The following is a 19,453-nucleotide window of genomic DNA, read 5'->3' on the forward strand; positions in this document are numbered from 1 at the left end:
CGACCTGGCCTTCTTCGACGACTCCCACGACGCCTGCGCGCACACCGTCTTCCACTCCTGGCTGCTGCTGGTGCGCGGGGTGGTGCAGCGGCGCACCGGCCCGTCAGCCCGACAGCTCCCGTTCCAGCGGCGTCCGGAACCGCGGAGTCACCCTGGCGTCGCCCAACCAGCCCCACAGCCGTTCCGCCTGCTCCGCCACCGCGGCCTCCGCCTCGCGCGGGACGGCCTTGTCGAGGATGCGCCAGACGATCTCACCGGACGGCCGCTGGGCCCACCCCCCGACCACCCGGCCGTCCCACCACACGGTGGGCCCCACGTTCCCGCTGCCGTCGAACAGCGATGGCCGCAACTCGGGCGCGAGGTACCAGTCCCGCTGCTGCCAGCCCATCGCCGTGGGGTCGAGCCCGGGGAGCAGGGCGGCCCAGGGGAAGTCGGGACCGGCGACCGGGTCCGCGTCACCCGGGACGACGTACCCCTGACCCTCGTCCAGCGCCACCTCCTCCGCACCGATCGCCCGCAGCGCCGCCCGTACGTCCGTCACCCGCCAGCCGGTCCACCACTTCAGGTCCGCCTCGGTGGCCGGACCGCACACGGCGAGCCAGCGGCGCAGCAGGGCGACGCGGGCCTCGCCGGGATCCAGTTCGGGGTGCTCGGGGGCAACCGCCCAGCGGAACTGGCTCGACGTCCACGAGCCGAGCGGCCGTCCGCGGACCACCTTGCCCTCCACGCCGAGAAGGCGCAGGAGGCGGCCGGAGACCGTGTGCATCGCCTCGTAGCTCTTGCCCGCCGCGTACACGAACTGCTCCCGCAGCCGCGGCTCGTCCCGGGCCAGTTCCGCCGCCGTGGCCTGCCCGCGGCCGGCCAGCGCGGCCAGCGTCGCCGCCTCGACCTCCGCCAGCCAGGCCGCGTCCGGCCCCCCGCCCTTCACCATGTCCTTGAGCAGCGCCGCGCGGGCGCGGGCGGCCACGTCCAGTCCCGTCGAGGCGTGCACCACGGCCGCCAGCTCGGTGGGGAACACGAACACCGTGTGCCGCATGCCGTGCATCCGCACCAGCGTGCGGTCCTCGTACAGCGCCCGCTCCGTCTCCGGCACCGTTTTCGCCGCCTCGGCCAGTCGCGCGCCCAGCGCCAGGTACACCGTCGCGGGGTCCGTGCCGTGCAGCGCCACCAGTGAGGCGGCGACCTCCTCGGGGCTCCCCGCCCGCTCCGTACCGGCCAGCCGGTGCCGCAGCGCCAGCCGGCCCCGCCGTTCCGCCCCACCGATGTGCCGTGGCCGTCCGCCGCTCATCCCGACCTCCGCCCGGAGTCCGTGTGTCCTTGGAGTCCATCCTCGCCGACCCCACTGACAACGGGCGGGCCACCGTCGGTGAGACCGGTCAGCAACGTGTCCACGAAGGCCCGGCGGGCGTCCGCGTGGTCGCGGAACCACAGCCCCAACTGGTGCTCGGCATCCGGGAGTTCGAAGCGGGTGTACTGGGCGTGCGCGGTCAGGGACTCCTGGACGGCCTCCGTCACCTCCGGCGGGATGAGCGCGTCCGTGCCCGGTACCGCGAGGACCGCCCGGCCCGTGTAGGCCCTGAGCGTCGCCAGTGCGGGCGACCGGCGCCAGCCGTCCGGGGTGCGGATGATCCCGCTGAACCGGCCGTCCCCCTCGCCGAAGGGCACGTCCCACGCCTCCGGCGCGTACACCGCGGGCGCGCACAGGCCCAGGGCGACCACCCGGTCACCGTAGTGCCGGGCGAGGTCGGCCACCGTCTGGCCGCTCATGCTGAACCCGACCAGCACCAGCGGCTCCGCCCCGGGCACCTGGGCGTCGATCACCCCGACCGCCTGCTCGAAGCGCCGCCGCAGGCTCAAGTCCCGTAGTGAACCGGTGCTGTTGCCGTGCCCCGAGAAGTCGAAGGCGAGTCCGCGGCAGCCCCGGCCGACGAACTCCGCGAGCAGCGGGCGCGACCTCTCCTCGCTGCCGGCACCCGCGCCGTGCAGCAGGACGACCGCGGCCCGCCCGGGCCCGCCGCCGTGGACCCCGGCGAGTCGTTCTCCGTCGTACGAGTGCGTGAAAGGGGTCAGGGCGCCGGAGGAGTTGAGAGAGAAGGGATCACTCATGGCCCTCATTCACTCACGGAAAACGAGATGCACGCCGGGTGATCGCCTCCTTACGCTGAATGCGAACCCACGGAAACGGAGGCCCGAGATGGGCACCATCGTCATGTCCGGGGCGGTCGTCCTGGTCGTCCTGGGATTCGGAAACCACATCTGGTGGCTCGCCGCCGTCGCCCTGCTCTTCCTCTACCTGCAGTACGGACGCGGAGCGTCCCCGTCCGCCGGAACCGACTCGGCAAGCGCGCCCGCGACATACCAGGCGTACCGCGAGCGCCGTGACCGCCAGGCGAAGTGGGAGCGCCGCTACCGCCGCGAACGCCCCTTGGAGGCGCGCCGCCAGGAGCGCGCGAAGAAGGGCTGACAAGCCCGGCGGGCGCCCCCGGTCACAGACCCGGGGCGCCCCACACCGGGAACCAGCGGTTCAGGTCCTGCTCGATGCGCAGGTCGTTGGCGAGGACCGCCCGCACCCGCAGCTCCAGCGGGTTGTCGCGGCGCTGGGACGCGCCGGGCAGCGGGGCGAAGGGGTAGAAGGTGCCCCTCTTGTACAGGTACACCAGCGCCAGCCGGCGTCCCGAGTCGTCCCGGAACCCCGCCAGCGAGCACAGCAGCTGGGGACCGAAGCCGTTGACCTCCATGGAGCTGTTCACCGCGTGCAGGTCGTTGACCAGCTGGGGCAACTGGTCGGGGGCGCGCCGGGACACCAGCCAGGAGTAGCCGTAGTCGTCCCGGCGCAGTTCCACCGGTGGCCCGGTGCGGTCCGTGTCGGCGTCGAGGAGTGCCTGGACCTCCCGGTGCGTCTGCTCGAAGGCGGCGCCCTCCACCGTCGCGAAGCACACCGCTCCGTCCCCGGTCGGCGTGAACCCGGCCGCCGCCTCCAGGGTCACGGCCGCCGAGGGCAGCGCGAACAGCTGGTCGAGATCGGGCGCGACGGGCTTCGTACGGCCGAGGAGGATGTCCAGGAACCCCATGCTCAGCCCGCCCTGCCCGGCTGTGCCGCCTCACCCAGTTCGCCGGAGATCCGGGCCAGTTGCTCCAGCCGCTGCTCCAGGCTGGGGTGGGTGGAGAAGATCCGGGACAGCCCCGGCTCCCTGCCCAGCGCGGGGGTGAAGTAGAAGGCGTTGAAGGCCTGGGCGGTGCGCAGGTCCTCCGTCGGGATACGGGCGATGTCGCCGGAGACCTTGGTGAGTGCGGCGGCCAGCGCCGAGGGGCGGCCCGTCAGCAGCGCCGCGGCGCGGTCCGCGGCCAGCTCCCGGTAGCGGGACAGGGCCCGGATGAGCAGGAAGCTGATCGCGTACACGGCCGCCGAGACCGCCATGACGGCGGCGAGCACGGCGGCGGTGTTCTGGTCCCTGCGGCCTCCGAACAGTCCCGAGTAGAACGCGAACCGCACGATCAGGCCCGCGATCACACCGAGGAACGAGGCCACCGTGATCACCGCGACGTCCTTGTGCGCCACGTGCGACAGCTCGTGCGCCAGTACGCCCTCGAGCTCCGCCGGCTCCAGCCGTCTGAGCAGCCCGGTGGTCACGCAGACCACGGCGTTGTCGGCGTTCCGCCCGGTCGCGAACGCGTTCGGCATGTCCATGTTGGACACGGCCACCACCGGTTTGGGCATGTCCGCGATGGCGCACAGACGGTCGATCACCGCGTGCAGCTCGGGATACTCCTCCCGCTCCACGACCCGCCCGTGCATCGCGAACAGCGCGATCCGGTCGGAGAACCAGTACTGCGCCCCGAGCAGCGCGGCGGCGACCACCACGACCAGCAGCCAGGACTTCAGCAGCACGAGCAACGCGGCGACGAACCCCACGTACAACAACCCGAGCAGGAACAGCGTGACCCCCATGCGCGCGGTCAACCGCCGGTCGCTCCGGAAGCGGCTCTGCATCTTGCATCACCCCGCAGTCAGGCACTCGTCCCGCTGTCCAGTGTGCACCTGCGGATTCCCATGAGGCGGTTCCGAACGGCCCTAGGAGCAGCAAAAGGTCCCTGTGTGGTGCTGTGCGCCGTCCGGGGCGGGGGTCAGCGATAGGCCCGTACCTGTGCGTAACCGAGCAGAGCGATCACCGCGGCCACACAGCCCAGCACCACGACCGTCGATATCCACGAGGAGCGGCGGGGCCTCACCGGGTCCGGGTCGGCGCGGAAGGGCGCCGGGTCCGGCGGGTTCTCCTTCCAGCGGGCGGCGAGCATCCGTGCCCGGGCGGACGGCTCCTTGTGCTCGGCCGAATTCGCCCACCTGTGATCGAATTCCCGCTCCCAGTCGTCCTGCTCCGTCATCCCCGTTCAACCTCTCTCGTTCCGGCAGGGTCAGGAGGGATGGTCCCCCGATATAGGAGGCCTGGGAAGGCCCGAAGGTTGCACAGGATGCCGGGTGGTCGCCGGGCGGCTAGCATCGAGAGTGAGAGCCGCGATGCGGGCTGTGACCAGCCCTGCTTCTGTCCAAGGCGGCAACACCTACGACCGCGCCGGGATCCAGCCCTGCGGCCGCGGCCATCCGTCTCGTGCTCCCACAACCGCACGAGGGGATGGGAGGAGGTTCACTGATGAAAGCACAACGCGCGAGGCGTCTCTTCGCGGCTACCGCGATCGGCGTTCTGATGGCCAGCGGTGCCACGATCGGCGCGGCGGGCACGGCCTCGGCAGCTGTTCCGACCAAGGCACCCACCGGCTTCGGAGGCTGCTTCGACCGCTGGGGCTTCAACCACTGCGGCTTCGACGGCTTCGGCTTCCGCAACAGCGGCTTCAACAACGGCGGCGTCGTGGTGATCGTGGTCGGCTGAGAGTCAGGACAGCCGTAACGGTGCAGCCGTAACGGTGAGGGCCGCCCCCCGCGCAGCGCGGGGGGCGGCCCTTCCTCATGTGCCCGGCGGGATCACACGTCGAAGTACAGCTCGAACTCGTGCGGGTGCGGACGCAGCTGCAGCGGAGCGATCTCGTTGGCGCGCTTGAAGTCGATCCACGTCTCGATCAGGTCGGACGTGAAGACGTCACCGGCGAGCAGGAACTCGTGGTCGCGCTCGAGGGAGTCGAGGACGGCCGGGAGCGAGGTCGGGACCTGGGCCACGTTCGCGTGCTCCTCGGGAGCCAGCTCGTAGAGGTCCTTGTCGATCGGCTCGGCCGGCTCGATCTTGTTCTTGATGCCGTCCAGGCCCGCGAGCAGCAGGGCCGAGAAGGCCAGGTACGGGTTGCCGGAGGAGTCGGGCGCGCGGAACTCGACGCGCTTGGCCTTCGGGTTCGAACCCGTGATCGGGATACGCATGGCCGCGGAGCGGTTGCGCTGCGAGTACACCAGGTTGATCGGCGCCTCGAAGCCCGGCACCAGACGGTGGTAGGAGTTCACCGTCGGGTTGGTGAAGGCCAGCAGCGACGGGGCGTGCTTGAGGATGCCGCCGATGTAGTAGCGGGCGGTGTCCGACAGGCCGGCGTAGCCTTGCTCGTCGTAGAACAGCGGGTCCCCGCCGCTCCACAGCGACTGGTGCACGTGCATGCCCGAGCCGTTGTCACCGAAGATCGGCTTCGGCATGAAGGTCGCGGTCTTGCCGTTGCGCCAGGCGACGTTCTTCACGATGTACTTGAAGAGCTGCAGGTCGTCGGCGGCGGCGAGCAGCGTGTTGAACTTGTAGTTGATCTCGGCCTGGCCGGCGGTGCCGACCTCGTGGTGCTGGCGCTCGACCTTCAGGCCGTTCTTCTCCAGCTCCAGGGAGATCTCGGCGCGCAGGTCGGCGAAGTGGTCGACCGGCGGGACCGGGAAGTAGCCGCCCTTGTAGCGGACCTTGTAACCACGGTTGTCCTCGAGGGCGCCGGTGTTCCAGGCACCCGCCTCGGAGTCGATGTGGTAGAAGGACTCGTTCGCGCTGGTCGCGAAGCGGACGGAGTCGAAGACGTAGAACTCGGCCTCGGGGCCGAAGTACGCGGTGTCCGCGATTCCGGTGGAGGCGAGGTACGCCTCGGCCTTCTTCGCCACGTTGCGCGGGTCACGGGAGTACTGCTCGCCCGTGATCGGGTCGTGGATGAAGAAGTTGATGTTGAGGGTCTTGTCACGGCGGAAGGGGTCGACCCGGGCGGTCGACAGGTCCGCGCGCAGCGCCATGTCGGACTCGTGGATCGCCTGGAAACCACGGATCGAGGATCCGTCGAAGGCGAGCTCCTCGTCCGGGTCGAACGCCTCGACGGGCACCGTGAAGTGCTGCATGACGCCCGGCAGGTCGCAGAAGCGGACGTCGACGAACTTGACGTCCTCGTCCGCGATGAACTTCTTGGCCTCGTCGGCGTTCTGGAACATCCAGCTCCTCCTACTCCCGGCCGTTCCCGTGCCGGGGTGGTAGTTCGTAAGTGCGGCCAGTGCGGTGGCACACGCTGACCTCGACCCTAGGGACGGGTGATTTCTCGGGCGTGACCCATTTGTTTCGCAGAAGTTAACCGGTGCTGGTTCAACCCTAGCCCTGACGCACCCCGCCGTCCCAGGGGCATATGGGGGCGCAGTACCGTGGACGGGTGGAGGACAGACAGGCGCAGGTGGACAACAGGCAGGCCATCGGATCGTGGCTCTCCGGGCCGCGCGCGGCCATGGAGGACGCCGGGGCCGACTTCGGGTACCGGGGCGAGCAGCTCGGTCTGCCGGAGGAGGGGCCCGGCTCGATCGCCCGCCCGGGACGGCGGCTGGGCGCGGTGGCCCTGGACTGGGCGCTGTGCGTCTTGATCGCATACGGTCTCGTCACCCACGGCTACACCCCGGACACCGGCAACTGGGCGCTGCTCGTCTTCTTCGTCCTGAGCGTCCTGACCGTCGGCACGGTCGGCTTCACGCCGGGGAAGCGCCTCTTCGGCATCCGTGTGGTGGCCGTGGACACCGGCCGCGTCCAGCCGCTGCGTTCCCTGGTCCGCACGATCCTGCTGTGTCTCGCCGTCCCGGCCCTGGTCTGGGACCGGGACGGGCGCGGACTGCACGACCGGCTGGCCAGGACGGTCGAGGTCCGCATCTGAGCGGCGGTACGACGAAGGGGGCGCCCACTCGGGGCGCCCCCTTTCTCGTACGGGGAGACTCAGCGGGCCTTCGGTCCGCCGCGCGGCATCCGCATGCCCTTGGGCATCGGGCCCTTCGGCAGTGGCATGTTGCTCATCAGGTCGCCCATGGCCCGCAGCCGGTCGTTGGTCGCGGTGACCTGGGGGCCGGACAGGACGCGGGGGAGCTTCAGCATCGTGGTGCGCAGCTTCTTCAGCTCGACCTGGCCGTCGCCCGTACCGACGATCATGTCGTGCACCGGCACGTCCCCGACGACGCGGTTCATCTTCTTCTTCTCGGCGGCCAGCAGGCTCTTCACCCGGTTCGGGTTGCCCTCGGCGACCAGCACGATGCCGGCCTTGCCGACCGCGCGGTGCACCACGTCCTGGCTGCGGTTCATCGCCACCGCGGGGGTGGTGGTCCAGCCCCGGCCGACGTTGTCGAGCACGGCCGCGGCGGCGCCCGGCTGGCCCTCCATCTGACCGAAGGCGGCCCGCTCGGCCCGGCGGCCGAACACGATCGCCGTCCCCAGGAAGGCGAGCAGCAGGCCCAGGATGCCCAGATAGACAGGGTGGCCGATCAAGAAGCCGATCGCGAGGAAGACACCGAGGATGCCGATGCCGACGGCTGCGAGTACAAGACCGATCTTGCTGTCGGCCTTGCGGGTCATCTTGTAGGTAAGGGCGATCTGCTTCAGTCGCCCGGCATTCGCAGCGTCTGCTGCGGTTTCCTTCCTCGCCATGCCCCGAAGTCTACGTGGCTCCGGGAGCACCCACGACGGTGGTGCCCCGAAGGGTGCGTTCAGGGGGTGTGGTTCAGGGGCTGGTGCGGTGCGAACGCCTGGTCCAGGAGGTGCTGGGCCTCGACCCTGTCCTTGGCGCGGCGGCGGTCCTCGAGGACCGAGGTCCAGGCGTTGCGGCGGGCGGTGCGCTGGCCGCCGCTCATGAGCAGGGACTCGACGGCACGGAGCGCGTCGGTGAAGGACGGGATGGCGGTGGCGCGAACGGGCGCGGCCTGCATGGTGGAGGTCCCCCCTCGGGAAGGCTGCGAGTGCGGGTGTACGTGGCGTGAGTCCAGCGTCACTGTTTGGTGTTACCAGGGTGTGACCGACCGGTCAAACACCAATGAAGCCTCGCTTGAGGGAACCGGAACGGCGACGCGGCCCCGACGGGCGTCCCCATCTGCGGGGACGGCCGGGACCGCGTCCAATCGGCCATTACTGGCCAGTAGTACCTTGTGCGTGAATTCACACAGTCGCCGTCGAGGAGCGCTGCTCCACGGCCATCCGGTAGAGGCGCCCCGCCCGGTACGAGGAGCGCACCAGCGGACCGGACATCACACCGGAGAAGCCGATCTGCTCGGCCTCCTCCTTCAGCTCCACGAACTCGTGCGGCTTCACCCAGCGCTCCACGGGGTGGTGGCGCACGCTCGGGCGCAGGTACTGCGTGATGGTGACCAGTTCGCAGCCGGCCTCGTGCAGCTGCCTGAGCGCCTCGCTGACCTCCTCACGGGTCTCGCCCATGCCGAGGATCAGGTTCGACTTGGTGACCAGGCCGAAGTCGCGGGCCTCGGTGATGACCTTCAGCGAGCGCTCGTAGCGGAATCCGGGGCGGATCCGCTTGAAGATCCGGGGGACGGTCTCGACGTTGTGCGCGAAGACCTCGGGGCGGGCGGAGAAGACCTCGGCCAGCTGCTCGGGGACCGCGTTGAAGTCGGGGGCCAAGAGCTCCACCTTCGTCCGGCCGCCCTCGCGGCCGGCGGTCTGCGCGTGGATCTGGCGCACGGTCTCCGCGTACAGCCAGGCGCCGCCGTCCTCCAGGTCGTCCCGGGCGACGCCGGTGATGGTGGCGTAGTTCAGATCCATCGTGACCACGGACTCGCCGACGCGGCGCGGCTCGTCGCGGTCCAGCGCCTCGGGCTTGCCGGTGTCGATCTGGCAGAAGTCGCAGCGCCGGGTGCACTGGTCGCCGCCGATGAGGAAGGTCGCCTCGCGGTCCTCCCAGCACTCGTAGATGTTGGGGCAGCCGGCTTCCTGGCAGACCGTGTGCAGGCCCTCGCTCTTGACGAGGTTCTGCATCTTCGTGTACTCGGGACCCATTTTCGCCCGGGTCTTGATCCACTCGGGCTTGCGCTCGATGGGGGTCTGGCTGTTACGGACCTCCAGGCGCAGCATCTTGCGTCCGTCGGGTGCGACTGCGGACACGACCGGCTCCCTGTGACTTCGATTCTTTGGCGTACACCAGGGTACGCCCGTGGTAAATCCAGCCCCTCCGGCGTTTGAGGAGCGGGGGTGCAGGGGGCGGAACCCCCTGGCGGGGTCGAAGGGGCGGAGCCCCCCGGGGGGTGGGACGAGGAGGGGCGGCGGGGCGAGGGAAGCCGGGGCCGCGCCCGCGTGCTACGCCGGAGCCTTCTCGATGTCCCGCGGCTTCAGGTCGGCATTCTCGAGTACGTCCCTCAGGTGCCGCTCGACCGACGGCAGCACCTCCTCGATCGTCACGTCGCGGCCCAGTTCACCCGCGAGGGAGGCGACCCCGGCGTCCCGGATGCCGCACGGGATGATCTTGTCGAACCACTTGTTGTCCGGGTTCACGTTGAACGAGAAGCCGTGCATCGTGACGCCCTTCGCCACCCGGATGCCGATCGCCGCGATCTTGCGGTCCTCGCGCCGCTGGCCCGCGTTGGAGGGCGCGTACTCCGGGCCGTTCAGCCGCGGGTCGAACTCCTCGTCCGTGAGGCGCGGGTCGAAGTCCAGTGAGAGTCCGCCGAGCGCCGGCCGCCGTTCGACCGGGTCGCCGAGGACCCACACCCCGCTGCGGCCCTCGACCCGGGTGGTCTCCAGGCCGAAATCCGCGCAGGTGCGGATCAGCGCCTCCTCCAGGCGCCGGACGTGCGCGACCACGTCGACCGGGCGCGGCAGCTTCTGGATCGGGTAGCCCACCAGCTGGCCCGGGCCGTGCCAGGTGATCTTGCCGCCGCGGTCCACGTCGATGACCGGGGTGCCGTCGAGGGGGCGCTCGCTGTCCTCGGTGCGGCGGCCCGCCGTGTAGACCGGGGGGTGTTCGAGGAGCAGTACGGTGTCGGGGATCTCGTCGGCGAACCGTGCCGCGTGCACCCGGCGCTGTTCGTCCCAGGCCACCTGGTAGTCCACGGCCTCGGCACCGAATCCCATGCGGACGAACCGCAACTCACTCACGGCAAGCGCCTCCCTAGAAGCTCGTAAGGCACGAAACGTGCCCTCGCCACTGTACGTCCGGTCGTCGTGCGTCAGCCCTGCGGGCAATCCTCACACGATCGGATGAATGCCTGCCGAATTGTGCGACCGGCTGTTTACTCTCCGCTACATTCGCGCCGTTCACGAGGCCATAAGGGCTGCTCACAGGCAATCCGGGCACAAGCGGCCAGGCTGCTTGGGTCCGAAAGGCAGGAGACCGCACCGCAGATGACGGACCGACCCGCGCAGCGCACCCCCAACCGCCAGCTCGCCGCGCTCATCGCAGAAGCGGGGTTCTCCAATGCGGGACTGGCCCGTCGCGTGGACCAGCTCGGTCTCGAACACGGGCTGGACCTCAGATACGACAAGACATCGGTCACCCGGTGGCTGCGCGGCCAGCAGCCCCGGGGCACCACCCCCGCGTTGATCGCCGAGGTCTTCACCCGGCGTCTCGGCCGCCGCCTGACCGCCCAGGACCTCGGCCTGGACGCCTGCGCGCCCGTCTACGCGGGCCTGGAGTTCGCGGCCGGTCCCGAGGAGGCCATCGACATCGTCAGCGGGCTGTGGCGCAAGGACTCCGGCAGCCACGCCGAGCTGCGCAAGATCGCGTTCACCCCGGCGGGTCTCGTGGTGCCCAGCCGGGACTGGCTGATCGGCAGGCCCGACGACAGGGTGGCCCGCGGTGAGCCGCCCGCCCGGGTGCCCGCACACGGGCGCCCGGTGGTGCCCCGCCAGCGCGGCCAGGCCGAGCGGGGCCCCGGCCAGAAGGTCACCGGAGGCGACATCGCCGCCCTGCGCTCCGTCGGCGAGCTCTTCCGCACCCTCGACGACGCCTACGGCGGCGGCCACGCCCGCCAGGCCCTGGTGCGCTACCTGGAGCACGAGTGCGAGCCGATGCTGCGCGGCACCTACGGGGAGCAGACCGGCCGCCGGCTGTTCGCCGCCGCCGCCGACCTGACCCGGCTCGCGGGCTGGACCTCGTACGACATCGCCGCGCACGGACTCGCCCAGCGCTACTTCGTGCAGGCGCTGCGGCTGGCCCAGGCGGCCGGGGACCGGGCGTACGGCTCCTACGTCCTGGTCACCATGAGCCGCCAGGCCGTCTACCTCGGGCACGGCCGGGAGGCCGTCCAGCTGGCCCGGGTCGCGCAGCAGGGTGTGGGCACCGGGGCGCCGCCCGTGGTGCAGGCACTGCTGTACGCGGCCGAGGCACGCGCACACGGCGTACTGGGCGAGGTGCGGGCGTGCACCGGCGCGCTGGTGCGGGCCGAGCGCGCACTGGAGGCGGCCCGGCCCGGGGACGAGGTGCCGTACTGGGCACGCTTCTTCGACGAGGCGCAGCTCGCCGACGAGTTCGGGCACTGCCACCGGGACCTGCAGCAGTTCCGCGCGGCGGCCCAGCACGCGGAGCGCTCGCTGCAACTGCGCGCCCCCACGTACGCCCGCAGCCGCCTGTTCTGCCGGGTCGTACTCGCCTCCGCGCGCCTCGGCCTCGGCGAACTCGACCAGGCCTGCGCGCTGGGCGCGGAGGCCGCGGGCCAGGCGGCGGAGATGCGCTCGGTCCGGGCGGTCGAGTACGTCAAGGACTTCGAACGCCGGCTGGAGCCCTACAAGGACGCGGCGCCGGTCCGGGGCTACCGCGACAAGGTCGCGGCCTTCGGGTGAGCATCCGACCCCTTCCCGCCGCCCCGGTTCAGGCCGCCCTGCGCAGGGTCGCCGGCGGGTCCGCCCGGTGCATCGAGCCCGCCGCCCCCAGGTCCGCCAGGATCGCGGCGGCGGCCCGGTGGGCCGAGTGCAGGGCGCCCTGGACCGTACTGGTGTCGCGGTGGTCGCCGCACACGTACAGACCCGCCATCAGCCGCACCGGCCGCCGCAGGTCGTGCGGCGGGCGCATCGCGGGGACGGCCTCGGCGGTGTGGTGCACGGCGAGGGTCTCCCAGCGGGTGGTCGAGGTGCCGTACAACCGGGACAGGTGCATGCGTACGGCGGTGTCGACGCCCTCCGGGGGAGTGCCGAGCACGGTCGAGGAGACCAGCGCCCGGCCCGCGGGCGCCCGGCTCGGGTCGACTTCGCTCATCACCGCGGTGTGCGCGACCGGACCGCCCCGGTCGGCCTCGAGGAGCAGCGAGGCGCCCGTCGTGGGCGGCTCGTCGGTCGTGTGGTGGACCACCGTCACCGGATGGAAGTCCGGCACGCGCAGGCCGGGCAGCAGCTCGGCCGCGGCGCGGGCGTCGGTCGCCAGCAGGACCGCGCGGCAGCGGAACTCACCGTGTTCGGCGGTGGTCACGGTGGTGGTGGCGACGGAGGTGGCCCGGACCCCGGTGTGCACGGTGCCGGGCGGCAGGGACCGCGCCAGCAGTTCCGGCAGCACCTCGGCGCCCCCTTCCGGTACGCACAGCCGGCCGCTCGCGAAGGCGCGCAGCGCCAGGTCGGCGCACCGGCTGGAGGTGGTGAGCGCCGGGTCGCACAGCAGGGCGGCGAGCAGTGGGCGCAGGAAGCCGTCGACGGTGCGGGCGGGCACCCCGCGGGCGGCCAGGGCCTGGCCGGCGGGGAGTTCGGGGCGGGCCAGGACACGTTCGACGGGCGTACCGGCGAGCCGGGCCAGGGACGCCTGGATACGAGCCTGGTCGACCGTGCCGCCCACCGGGGCGCCGGACTTCCGCACGGGAGACACGGCCGGCTTCCTGGGGGCGCTTGCCAGGGCGCGTACGGCATGAAGTGCGCCCCTGGCGCTCCCTCCGGCCGCCGCTGCACCCGCTCGCTGCCGGCGGCCGTCCCGGTGCAGCAGCACACCGGGAGCGAAGGGGCGCAGCACGAGGGCGTCGAGCCCCGGTGTCAGGCGTAGCTCCGGATACGACGTGGACAGGAGCTGGCCGATCCGGTCCAGGCGGAAGCCGTCGACCTTCTCCGTCGACATACGGCCGCCGACGTAAGGGGCCGCCTCCAGGACCGCGGTCGTCACTCCTGCGCTGGACAGCCGGTGGGCCGCCGAGAGACCGGCGATCCCGGCTCCCACGATGACGACGTCCACCTGGTACACGGGCTCAAGCACGAGGCCCCTCCTCGAGGTTGTGCGTCCGGTGGAGGGGTCATGCCCCCAACCGGCTCCAGGGATACCCGAGTTCAGCTCGAGGGTAGGGCCGTGATCGGTCAACGACAGTCGCGCATGGACAGGGCACGGTCGCACGGCGGTCGCATCTGGTCACAAGAGTTCATCAGGCCGCCCGGATCGCGTCCTCGATCCCTGGGAACGCGAAAGTGAACCCCGACTCCAGCAGCCGCTTGGGCACCACCCGTTGGCTGCCCAGCACATCTCCCGCCATCTCGCCCAGCGCGGCCCTGAGCACCGGCGCCGGGACCGCGAACGCGGTCGGCCGGTGCAGCACGCGCCCCATCGCCTCCGTGATCTCCCGGTTGGTCAGCGGCTGCGGGGCGGTGAGGTTGAACGGGCCCGACAGCCCCTCGCCGGCGACGAGATGACGCAGCGCCGCCACCTCGTCGTGGAGCGCGATGTACGACCAGTACTGCCGCCCGTCGCCCATCCGGCCGCCCAGCCCCGACTTGAACAACGGGAACAGCCGCCCCCAGGCGCCGCCCCCACGGGCCACCACCAGCCCGGTCCGCGCGAACACCGTCCGCACCCCGGCCTCCTGGGCGGGCGCGGTGGCCTCCTCCCAGTCCACGCACAGCGACGGCAGGAAACCGTCCCCCGGCGGGGTGTCCTCGTCGGCCACCCGGTCCCCGGTGTCGCCGTAGATGCCGATCGCACTGCCGTTGACCAGGACCCGCGGCGGCTCGTCGAGCGAGGCGACGGCCTCCGCCAGCGCGGCCGTGCCCAGCACCCGGCTCTCCCTGATCCGCCGTTTGTACTCCTCCGTCCAGCGGCGGTCGCCCACCCCCGCGCCGGCCAGGTTCACCACCGCGTCGCAGCCGATGAGCCCGGCCGCGTCCACGTACTGCCCCTCCGGGTCCCAGCGGACCTCGTCCTCGGCCCGGGCCGCGCGGCGGACCAGGCGCACCACCTCGTGTCCGTCGGCGGTCAGGGACCGCACCAGAGCGCTGCCGATCAGACCGGACGCGCCGGTCACCGCGATGCGTGAACGTTGCATGACCCACATCCTGCCCCGGAGGCGGGTGAAAACCCGGTGAAGGCCCGCCCGGCCCCGCCGTATGGTTCCGGAATGCCGGAACCATACATACGCTCGGCAAGGTCCGAGGACGACGAGGCGCTGACCCGCATCGACGTGGTCACCTGGTCGCACCTGCACGCGGTGATGCCCGAGCCGGAGCCCCCGTACCCGCCGTTCTTCACCGAACGGCACACCGTGGAGGACACCCTGGTCGCCGAACTCGACGGCCGTGTCGCGGGCTACCTCCGCCTCGGCTTCCCCACCCCGCTCGACAGCAACGCGCACGTACGGCAGATCCAGGGCCTCGCCGTCGCCGACGACGCCCGCGGCCGTGGTGTCGGCCGCGAGCTGGTGCGCGCCGCCGTTGCGGAGGCCCGCCGGCGTGGCGCGCGGCGCATCACGCTGCGCGTGCTCGGCCACAACACCCCCGCCCGCAAGCTGTACGAGTCCGAGGGTTTCGTCGTCGAGGGCGTGCTGCCGGAGGAGTTCCTGCTGGGCGGTGAGTACGTGGACGACGTGTTCATGGGCCGCTCCCTGTGACGCTTCCGCCCGCGGCCCGCAAGCTCAGGAGCTGACCAGGTCCCCGACGTCCACCGGCGTCGTCGCGTCCTTCCCCCGCGCGGCGTCGGAGGCCACCTCGTCCGCGGTCAGCACGTACCCCGTCTCGTTGTTCGCGGTGGAACGGGCGAAGACCACGCCGAACACCCGGCCGCCGGTGGTCAGCAGCGGGCCGCCGGAGTTGCCGGGCCGGACCGTGGACCGTATGGAGTAGATCTCGCGGGTGACCGTGCCGTTGCTGTAGATGTTCTGGCCGGTCGCCCGTACCCGGTTCGCCACCGTGGCCGCCTGCAGGTTGAGATCGCCGTCCTGCGGGTAGCCCGCGACGACCGCCGAGTCCCCGCGAGAGGCCTTGTCGTCGAAACGGAGCACGGGGGCGCTGAGACCCGGCACGTACAGCACCGCCACGTCCCGGTCCGGGTCGAAGAGCACCACCCGCGCCTCGTACGACTGCCCGACGCCGCCGATGCGTACGGTCGGGTCGGCGATGCCCGCCACCACGTGCGCGTTCGTCATCACGTGCTCCGGCGCGTACACGAACCCGCTGCCCTCGCGCCCCTGGGTGCCGGAGGACCCCTCGATCTTCACCGTGCTCAGCTTGGCGGCTCTGGTGGCACTGGCCGTGACGCTGTCGCCGGAGGGCTTGGCGACCTCGGCCGTCGACTCGTTCTCGAACGGGTTGAAGACCTGCGGGAAACCCGCCTCCGTGAGGGCGGACGTCGCCCGCGAGAACCAGGTCGGCGTGGTGTCCGGCATCGAGTTCTGCACCGCGCCCAGCAGCGCCGAGTCCCTTATCGCCGTCGTCACCGTCTGGGACGAGGAGGCGCCCAGCACGCTCGCGGCCACCCACGCCACGATCAGTACGGCGACCGAGTTGGCCGCCGCCCCGCCTATCCCGTCGGCCACCCGCAGCGGCCCCTCGTCGAGTTCCCGCCGCAGCCGCAGTGCCAGCCGTCCCGCCAGTTCGTGCCCCACGACGCCCGGGACCAGCACCGTCAGCACCGCGGCGGTGGTCGCCGCCGGTGTCCCCCGCGTGACGAGGTCCATGATCCACGGCAGCACCCACACCCCCACGACCGCGCCGCCCACGAACCCGGCCAGCGAGACGCATCCGGCCACCAGCCCACGCCGGTAACCGGACGCCGCGTAGGCCAGGATGACCAGCACAAGCATGAGGTCGAGCAAGTCCACGGAGCCGCCTTTCTCTCGGACCCCCTAGTACGGGCGGGACGGGCCCAGTGATCAGTCGCACGCGCCGGACGCTCCCGGATCCGGCCACGTGTGCTTGTACCCCGGGAAACGTCCCGGACCGGGATGATGGTTCCGCGAGGTGGCACAGCACACATCGCGGGCGGAACGGACCCCGTGGGCCGCAGCGGCCCTGACCCCGTGGGTCGTAGCGGCCCTGACCCCGTGGGTCGTAGCGGCCCGGCCACGCGACGGGTGATCGCCGGACTCACCGTTCCGCGAGCCGGGCGGGCAGCGCCCGACCGCCGGTCCGTGGGCGGAACATTGGCGATCTGCTGGTCTCCCGCTCTCCGTTTGCTGGGCTGTCTCTCGACAGCGGGTTCCTAGGGTCGTCGACGTACCCCGGAGGCCCGGCCCACGGACCTCCGAACTCGCAAGTGACACCCAGCGTTTGGAGATCCCCCGATGCGTGCTCTGCCCCGTCGTGCCCTGCTCGTCGCCCCCGCCGCCGTGCTGATGTTCGCGCTGGCCGCCTGCGGTGGTTCCGACTCCGGTTCCGACGGCTCCAAGGCCGCGGACACCCAGCAGGCCCAGAGCGCGGGCAGCGCGGGGGCGGCGGGCGAGGGCGGTGACGCCGACGACAAGACCGAACCCCCGCTGACCGGCGACGTCAAGCAGAAGGCCGAGGCCGCCGCGGTCGCCAAGTACCCGGGCACGGTCGTGAAGTCCGAGGAGGACGCGGAGAAGCCCGGCATGTACGCGGTGGAGGTGAAGCAGGCGGACGGCACCTCGATCGAGGTCTACCTCGACAAGTCCTACAAGGTCACCGACACCAAGAAGGAAGGCACCGAGGAGACCGAGGACGCCGGCTGACGGGCAGGGGCCGGTGTCCCCGCCGGTGAACAAGCCGGTACCGACCGGCCGGACGGCACAGCTGTGCGAGCCTGTCGCCATGCGGCTGCTGCTCATCGAAGACGACGATCGAATCGCCGGACCCCTGACCGAGGGCCTGGGGCGCTACGGATTCACCGTGGACCACGTCCGCACCGGCGCCGCGGGCCTCGCCGACGCCACCACCGCGCCGGACCTGGTCCTGCTCGATCTCGGGCTGCCCGACATGGACGGCCTGGACGTCTGCCGCAGCCTGCGCGCCCGCTCCGCCGTCCCCATCATCATGATCACCGCCCGGGGAGAGGAGGCCGACCGCATCGTCGGCCTCGAACTCGGAGCCGACGACTACCTCGCCAAGCCCTTCGGCGTCCGGGAACTGATCGCCCGCATCCGCGCGGTGACCCGGCGCGCCGGAGCGCCCGCGTACGAGCCGACCGGACGGACGGAAGCGGCCGAGGCGCACCCGTCGGCCGCCGGAGCGCAGGCGCTGGGGCCGCTGGCCGTCAACCGCCGCACCCGCGAGGTCCACCTCGGCGGCTGCGAAGTCGCCCTGACACCCCGGGAGTTCGACCTGCTCGCCTACCTCGCGGAGGATCCCGGCACGGTGTACTCGCGCCAGCAGATCATGGACACGGTGTGGGACCCGCACTTCTTCGGCCCCACCAAGACCCTCGACGCCCACGTGGCCGCGCTGCGCCGCAAGCTGGGGCATCCGGGCTGGATCACCACCGCGCGCGGAGTCGGGTTCCGCCTGACCGTCCCCGGCGGACCCGCCACCGACGAGGCGGCCGGATGACCCGCCGTCTGCTGCTCAGCTACCTGGGCCTGGCCCTGCTGGTGCTCGCGGGACTGGAGATCCCGCTCGGCTTCATCTACGCCCGCGGTGAAACCTCCCGTGCCTCCCAGAGCGTGGAACGTGACGCCTCCACGCTCGCCGAGATCAGCGAGGAGAACATCGAGAAAGGCCGACTCGACGCCCTGCCGGACGTGGTGGGCGACTACGCCGCCCGCACCGGAGGTCATGTCGTCGTCACCGACAAGCAGGGCGTCGTCCTGGCCGACTCCGACCCGGCCGACCGCACCGGCGTCGGCCTCGCCACGCAGCCGGACATCGCCCGCGCCCTGCGCGGCCGGCCCACCGTCACCACCACGACCGACAGCGCCGGCGACGACGTCCTGTCCGCGACCATGCCCGGCTCCTCCGGCACCACCATCCGCGGCACTCTGCGCCTGACCTACCCCCTGGACCAGGTCAGCGCCCGCGTCCACCGCGTCTGGGGAGCCCTGGCCCTGGCCGGAGCCGGCATCCTCGCCGTCGTCGCGCTGGTCGCCTTCAGCCTGGCGCGCTGGATCACCCGCCCCCTGCGGACGCTGGAAGCCGCGACCGGCCAGCTCGCCGGGGGACAGCTCACCAACCCGCCCGACGCCACCACGGGACCACCGGAACTGCGCCGCCTCGCCGCGTCCTTCACCCATACCGCCACCCGGCTGCAGCACCTGCTCGAAGCGCAGCAGGCGTTCGCCTCGGAAGCCTCCCACCAGCTGAAAACCCCGCTGACCGCGCTGCGGCTGCGGCTGGAGAACTTCGAGCCCTACCTCGACCCGCGCGCCCACGGCAGCCTGGACGAGGCGGTCGGCGAGGTCGAACGCCTCGGCCGCATGGTGCAGGGGCTGCTCGCCCTGGCCCGCCTGGAGAACACCGCCACCACCCCCGAGCCGGTCGACCTCGACGCCGTACTCGCCGACCGTGTGGCGATGTGGGAGCCGCTGGCCGCCGAACAGTACGTCGCCCTCGACATCACCGGTGTTCCGGCCGGCCGCGTATGGGCGATCCCCGGGGCACTGGAACAGATCATCGACAACCTCCTCGCCAACGCCCTGCGCGTCTCGCCGCCCAGCACCACCATCACCCTCCACCGTGCCCCCGGCGCCCGACTCGACATCATCGACCAGGGGCCCGGCATGAACGAGCTCGAAAGGGCGCGTGCCTTCGACCGCTTCTGGCGGGCCTCCGGCACCCACCACGACGGCACCGGCCTGGGCCTGCCCATCGTCCGCCACCTCGTCGACGCCTCCGGCGGCACCGTCACCCTCCACCCGGCACCCGGCACCGGCCTCGACGCCCGCATCCACCTGCGCCCCGCCACCGCGCCCGTGGGCGGACCCGGCCCCACGCCCGGCGGTCACCGCTCGTCCGGCGGGCCGAAGAGGATCTCCTTGACCTCGCGCAGGGCGTAGGGGGCCGGCGCGTACCCGGCGGCCGGCCGCCCGGCCACAGACCGGCCGGAATTCAGCACGAGGAATTTCCGGCAAACCGACTGTTAATTGTGACTGTATGAGTTATTTCTCGCATATTTCGCTGTCATG

At 71.7% G+C, this 19,453-nt stretch carries 21 protein-coding genes; 8 read left to right on the forward strand and 13 right to left on the reverse strand.

Features of this window, described 5'->3' with window-relative positions; genetic code table 11:
- Positions 1–103: 103 nt before the first annotated feature.
- Together ACWC21_RS39740 and ACWC21_RS39745 are read right to left on the reverse strand one after the other, a co-directional pair.
- Positions 104–1,288, reverse strand: coding sequence for a winged helix DNA-binding domain-containing protein (locus ACWC21_RS39740; RefSeq protein ID WP_450889478.1), 1,185 nt, complete (start codon positions 1,286–1,288; stop codon positions 104–106).
- Positions 1,285–2,106 (reverse strand): alpha/beta fold hydrolase, encoded by an 822-nt coding sequence (locus ACWC21_RS39745; protein ID WP_450889479.1) that lies wholly within the window; start codon positions 2,104–2,106, stop codon positions 1,285–1,287. The genes ACWC21_RS39740 and ACWC21_RS39745 overlap by 4 nt, the downstream gene beginning before the upstream one ends.
- A gap of 88 nt (positions 2,107–2,194) precedes the next feature.
- Between ACWC21_RS39745 and ACWC21_RS39750 the strand changes: the two genes are divergently transcribed.
- Positions 2,195–2,464: a hypothetical protein gene (locus tag ACWC21_RS39750; protein WP_450889481.1), complete on the forward strand. Its 270-nt coding sequence runs from the start codon at positions 2,195–2,197 to the stop codon at positions 2,462–2,464.
- Positions 2,465–2,486: 22 nt separating this feature from the next.
- Here ACWC21_RS39750 and pspAB read toward each other — a convergent pair whose 3' ends face one another.
- From pspAB to ACWC21_RS39765, 3 genes are all read right to left on the reverse strand, one after another.
- Positions 2,487–3,071 carry a PspA-associated protein PspAB gene (gene pspAB / locus ACWC21_RS39755; protein WP_450889483.1) on the reverse strand — a complete coding sequence of 195 codons (585 nt, stop codon included), beginning with the start codon at positions 3,069–3,071 and terminating at the stop codon, positions 2,487–2,489.
- Positions 3,072–3,073: 2 nt separating this feature from the next.
- A complete protein-coding gene (htpX, locus tag ACWC21_RS39760; protein WP_450889485.1) occupies positions 3,074–3,991 on the reverse strand; it encodes a zinc metalloprotease HtpX in 918 nt (305 codons plus the stop codon).
- A gap of 134 nt (positions 3,992–4,125) precedes the next feature.
- Positions 4,126–4,383 (reverse strand): SCO2583/SCO2584 N-terminal domain-containing protein, encoded by a 258-nt coding sequence (locus ACWC21_RS39765; protein ID WP_450889487.1) that lies wholly within the window; start codon positions 4,381–4,383, stop codon positions 4,126–4,128.
- 266 nt (positions 4,384–4,649) lie between these two features.
- On the opposite strand from ACWC21_RS39765, the gene ACWC21_RS39770 reads away from it, so the two are divergent.
- On the forward strand, positions 4,650–4,886 hold the full coding sequence (locus ACWC21_RS39770) for a hypothetical protein (protein ID WP_450889489.1): 237 nt from the start codon (positions 4,650–4,652) through the stop codon (positions 4,884–4,886).
- A gap of 92 nt (positions 4,887–4,978) precedes the next feature.
- On the opposite strand, the gene glnA is transcribed toward ACWC21_RS39770, so the two are convergent.
- On the reverse strand, positions 4,979–6,388 hold the full coding sequence (gene glnA / locus ACWC21_RS39775; protein WP_450889490.1) for a type I glutamate--ammonia ligase: 1,410 nt from the start codon (positions 6,386–6,388) through the stop codon (positions 4,979–4,981).
- Between the two features lie 233 nt (positions 6,389–6,621).
- Here glnA and ACWC21_RS39780 point away from each other — a divergent pair, with 233 nt between their 5' ends.
- Complete coding sequence (locus ACWC21_RS39780) at positions 6,622–7,089, forward strand: RDD family protein (RefSeq protein WP_450889524.1); 468 nt, start codon at positions 6,622–6,624, stop codon at positions 7,087–7,089.
- A 59-nt stretch (positions 7,090–7,148) separates the two neighbouring features.
- Here the strand turns inward: ACWC21_RS39780 and ACWC21_RS39785 are convergent, their stop codons facing one another.
- The 4 genes from ACWC21_RS39785 to lipB form a co-directional block, all read right to left on the reverse strand.
- On the reverse strand, positions 7,149–7,850 hold the full coding sequence (locus ACWC21_RS39785; RefSeq protein WP_450889492.1) for a DUF4191 domain-containing protein: 702 nt from the start codon (positions 7,848–7,850) through the stop codon (positions 7,149–7,151).
- 59 nt (positions 7,851–7,909) lie between these two features.
- Entirely contained in the window at positions 7,910–8,128 is a 219-nt protein-coding gene (locus tag ACWC21_RS39790; RefSeq protein ID WP_450889494.1) for an SCO2195 family GlnR-regulated protein, read from the reverse strand.
- A 226-nt stretch (positions 8,129–8,354) separates the two neighbouring features.
- Positions 8,355–9,311, reverse strand: coding sequence for a lipoyl synthase (gene lipA, locus ACWC21_RS39795; RefSeq protein ID WP_450889496.1), 957 nt, complete (start codon positions 9,309–9,311; stop codon positions 8,355–8,357).
- Between the two features lie 192 nt (positions 9,312–9,503).
- On the reverse strand, positions 9,504–10,388 hold the full coding sequence (gene lipB / locus ACWC21_RS39800; RefSeq protein ID WP_450889498.1) for a lipoyl(octanoyl) transferase LipB: 885 nt from the start codon (positions 10,386–10,388) through the stop codon (positions 9,504–9,506).
- A gap of 159 nt (positions 10,389–10,547) precedes the next feature.
- Between lipB and ACWC21_RS39805 the strand changes: the two genes are divergently transcribed.
- Positions 10,548–11,984, forward strand: a complete 1,437-nt coding sequence (locus tag ACWC21_RS39805; RefSeq protein WP_450889500.1) for a regulator — start codon at positions 10,548–10,550, stop codon at positions 11,982–11,984.
- 28 nt (positions 11,985–12,012) lie between these two features.
- On the opposite strand, the gene ACWC21_RS39810 is transcribed toward ACWC21_RS39805, so the two are convergent.
- Positions 12,013–13,371: an NAD(P)/FAD-dependent oxidoreductase gene (locus tag ACWC21_RS39810; protein WP_450889502.1), complete on the reverse strand. Its 1,359-nt coding sequence runs from the start codon at positions 13,369–13,371 to the stop codon at positions 12,013–12,015.
- A gap of 163 nt (positions 13,372–13,534) precedes the next feature.
- Complete coding sequence (locus tag ACWC21_RS39815; protein ID WP_450889504.1) at positions 13,535–14,428, reverse strand: TIGR01777 family oxidoreductase; 894 nt, start codon at positions 14,426–14,428, stop codon at positions 13,535–13,537.
- Positions 14,429–14,500: 72 nt separating this feature from the next.
- Here ACWC21_RS39815 and ACWC21_RS39820 point away from each other — a divergent pair, with 72 nt between their 5' ends.
- On the forward strand, positions 14,501–14,989 hold the full coding sequence (locus ACWC21_RS39820; protein WP_450889506.1) for an N-acetyltransferase family protein: 489 nt from the start codon (positions 14,501–14,503) through the stop codon (positions 14,987–14,989).
- 24 nt (positions 14,990–15,013) lie between these two features.
- On the opposite strand, the gene ACWC21_RS39825 is transcribed toward ACWC21_RS39820, so the two are convergent.
- Positions 15,014–16,198, reverse strand: a complete 1,185-nt coding sequence (locus ACWC21_RS39825) for a MarP family serine protease (protein WP_450889508.1) — start codon at positions 16,196–16,198, stop codon at positions 15,014–15,016.
- Between the two features lie 462 nt (positions 16,199–16,660).
- Here ACWC21_RS39825 and ACWC21_RS39830 point away from each other — a divergent pair, with 462 nt between their 5' ends.
- The 3 genes from ACWC21_RS39830 (at position 16,661) to ACWC21_RS39840 (ending at position 19,324) form a co-directional block, all read left to right on the forward strand.
- Positions 16,661–17,068 (forward strand): PepSY domain-containing protein, encoded by a 408-nt coding sequence (locus ACWC21_RS39830; protein ID WP_450889510.1) that lies wholly within the window; start codon positions 16,661–16,663, stop codon positions 17,066–17,068.
- A gap of 79 nt (positions 17,069–17,147) precedes the next feature.
- Entirely contained in the window at positions 17,148–17,882 is a 735-nt protein-coding gene (locus ACWC21_RS39835) for a response regulator transcription factor (RefSeq protein WP_450889526.1), read from the forward strand.
- Positions 17,879–19,324, forward strand: coding sequence for a sensor histidine kinase (locus ACWC21_RS39840; RefSeq protein ID WP_450889512.1), 1,446 nt, complete (start codon positions 17,879–17,881; stop codon positions 19,322–19,324). The genes ACWC21_RS39835 and ACWC21_RS39840 overlap by 4 nt, the downstream gene beginning before the upstream one ends.
- Positions 19,325–19,453: the final 129 nt, after the last annotated feature.

The sequence above is a fragment of the Streptomyces sp. NPDC001348 genome (assembly GCF_053597535.1).

Excerpts from the sequence above, each read along its gene's own strand:
- ACWC21_RS39815 (WP_450889504.1), bottom strand. The coding sequence starts at position 14,428 with ATGCAACGTTCACGCATCGCGGTGACCGGCGCGTCCGGTCTGATCGGC.
- pspAB (WP_450889483.1), bottom strand. The coding sequence starts at position 3,071 with ATGGGGTTCCTGGACATCCTCCTCGGCCGTACGAAGCCCGTCGCGCCC.
- ACWC21_RS39820 (WP_450889506.1), top strand. The coding sequence starts at position 14,501 with ATGCCGGAACCATACATACGCTCGGCAAGGTCCGAGGACGACGAGGCG.
- ACWC21_RS39770 (WP_450889489.1), top strand. The coding sequence starts at position 4,650 with ATGAAAGCACAACGCGCGAGGCGTCTCTTCGCGGCTACCGCGATCGGC.
- ACWC21_RS39840 (WP_450889512.1), top strand. The coding sequence starts at position 17,879 with ATGACCCGCCGTCTGCTGCTCAGCTACCTGGGCCTGGCCCTGCTGGTG.
- glnA (WP_450889490.1), bottom strand. The coding sequence starts at position 6,388 with ATGTTCCAGAACGCCGACGAGGCCAAGAAGTTCATCGCGGACGAGGAC.
- ACWC21_RS39785 (WP_450889492.1), bottom strand. The coding sequence starts at position 7,850 with ATGGCGAGGAAGGAAACCGCAGCAGACGCTGCGAATGCCGGGCGACTG.
- htpX (WP_450889485.1), bottom strand. The coding sequence starts at position 3,991 with ATGCAGAGCCGCTTCCGGAGCGACCGGCGGTTGACCGCGCGCATGGGG.
- ACWC21_RS39750 (WP_450889481.1), top strand. The coding sequence starts at position 2,195 with ATGGGCACCATCGTCATGTCCGGGGCGGTCGTCCTGGTCGTCCTGGGA.
- ACWC21_RS39790 (WP_450889494.1), bottom strand. The coding sequence starts at position 8,128 with ATGCAGGCCGCGCCCGTTCGCGCCACCGCCATCCCGTCCTTCACCGAC.
- ACWC21_RS39765 (WP_450889487.1), bottom strand. The coding sequence starts at position 4,383 with ATGACGGAGCAGGACGACTGGGAGCGGGAATTCGATCACAGGTGGGCG.
- ACWC21_RS39830 (WP_450889510.1), top strand. The coding sequence starts at position 16,661 with ATGCGTGCTCTGCCCCGTCGTGCCCTGCTCGTCGCCCCCGCCGCCGTG.
- ACWC21_RS39805 (WP_450889500.1), top strand. The coding sequence starts at position 10,548 with ATGACGGACCGACCCGCGCAGCGCACCCCCAACCGCCAGCTCGCCGCG.
- ACWC21_RS39740 (WP_450889478.1), bottom strand. The coding sequence starts at position 1,288 with ATGAGCGGCGGACGGCCACGGCACATCGGTGGGGCGGAACGGCGGGGC.
- ACWC21_RS39835 (WP_450889526.1), top strand. The coding sequence starts at position 17,148 with ATGCGGCTGCTGCTCATCGAAGACGACGATCGAATCGCCGGACCCCTG.
- ACWC21_RS39745 (WP_450889479.1), bottom strand. The coding sequence starts at position 2,106 with ATGAGTGATCCCTTCTCTCTCAACTCCTCCGGCGCCCTGACCCCTTTC.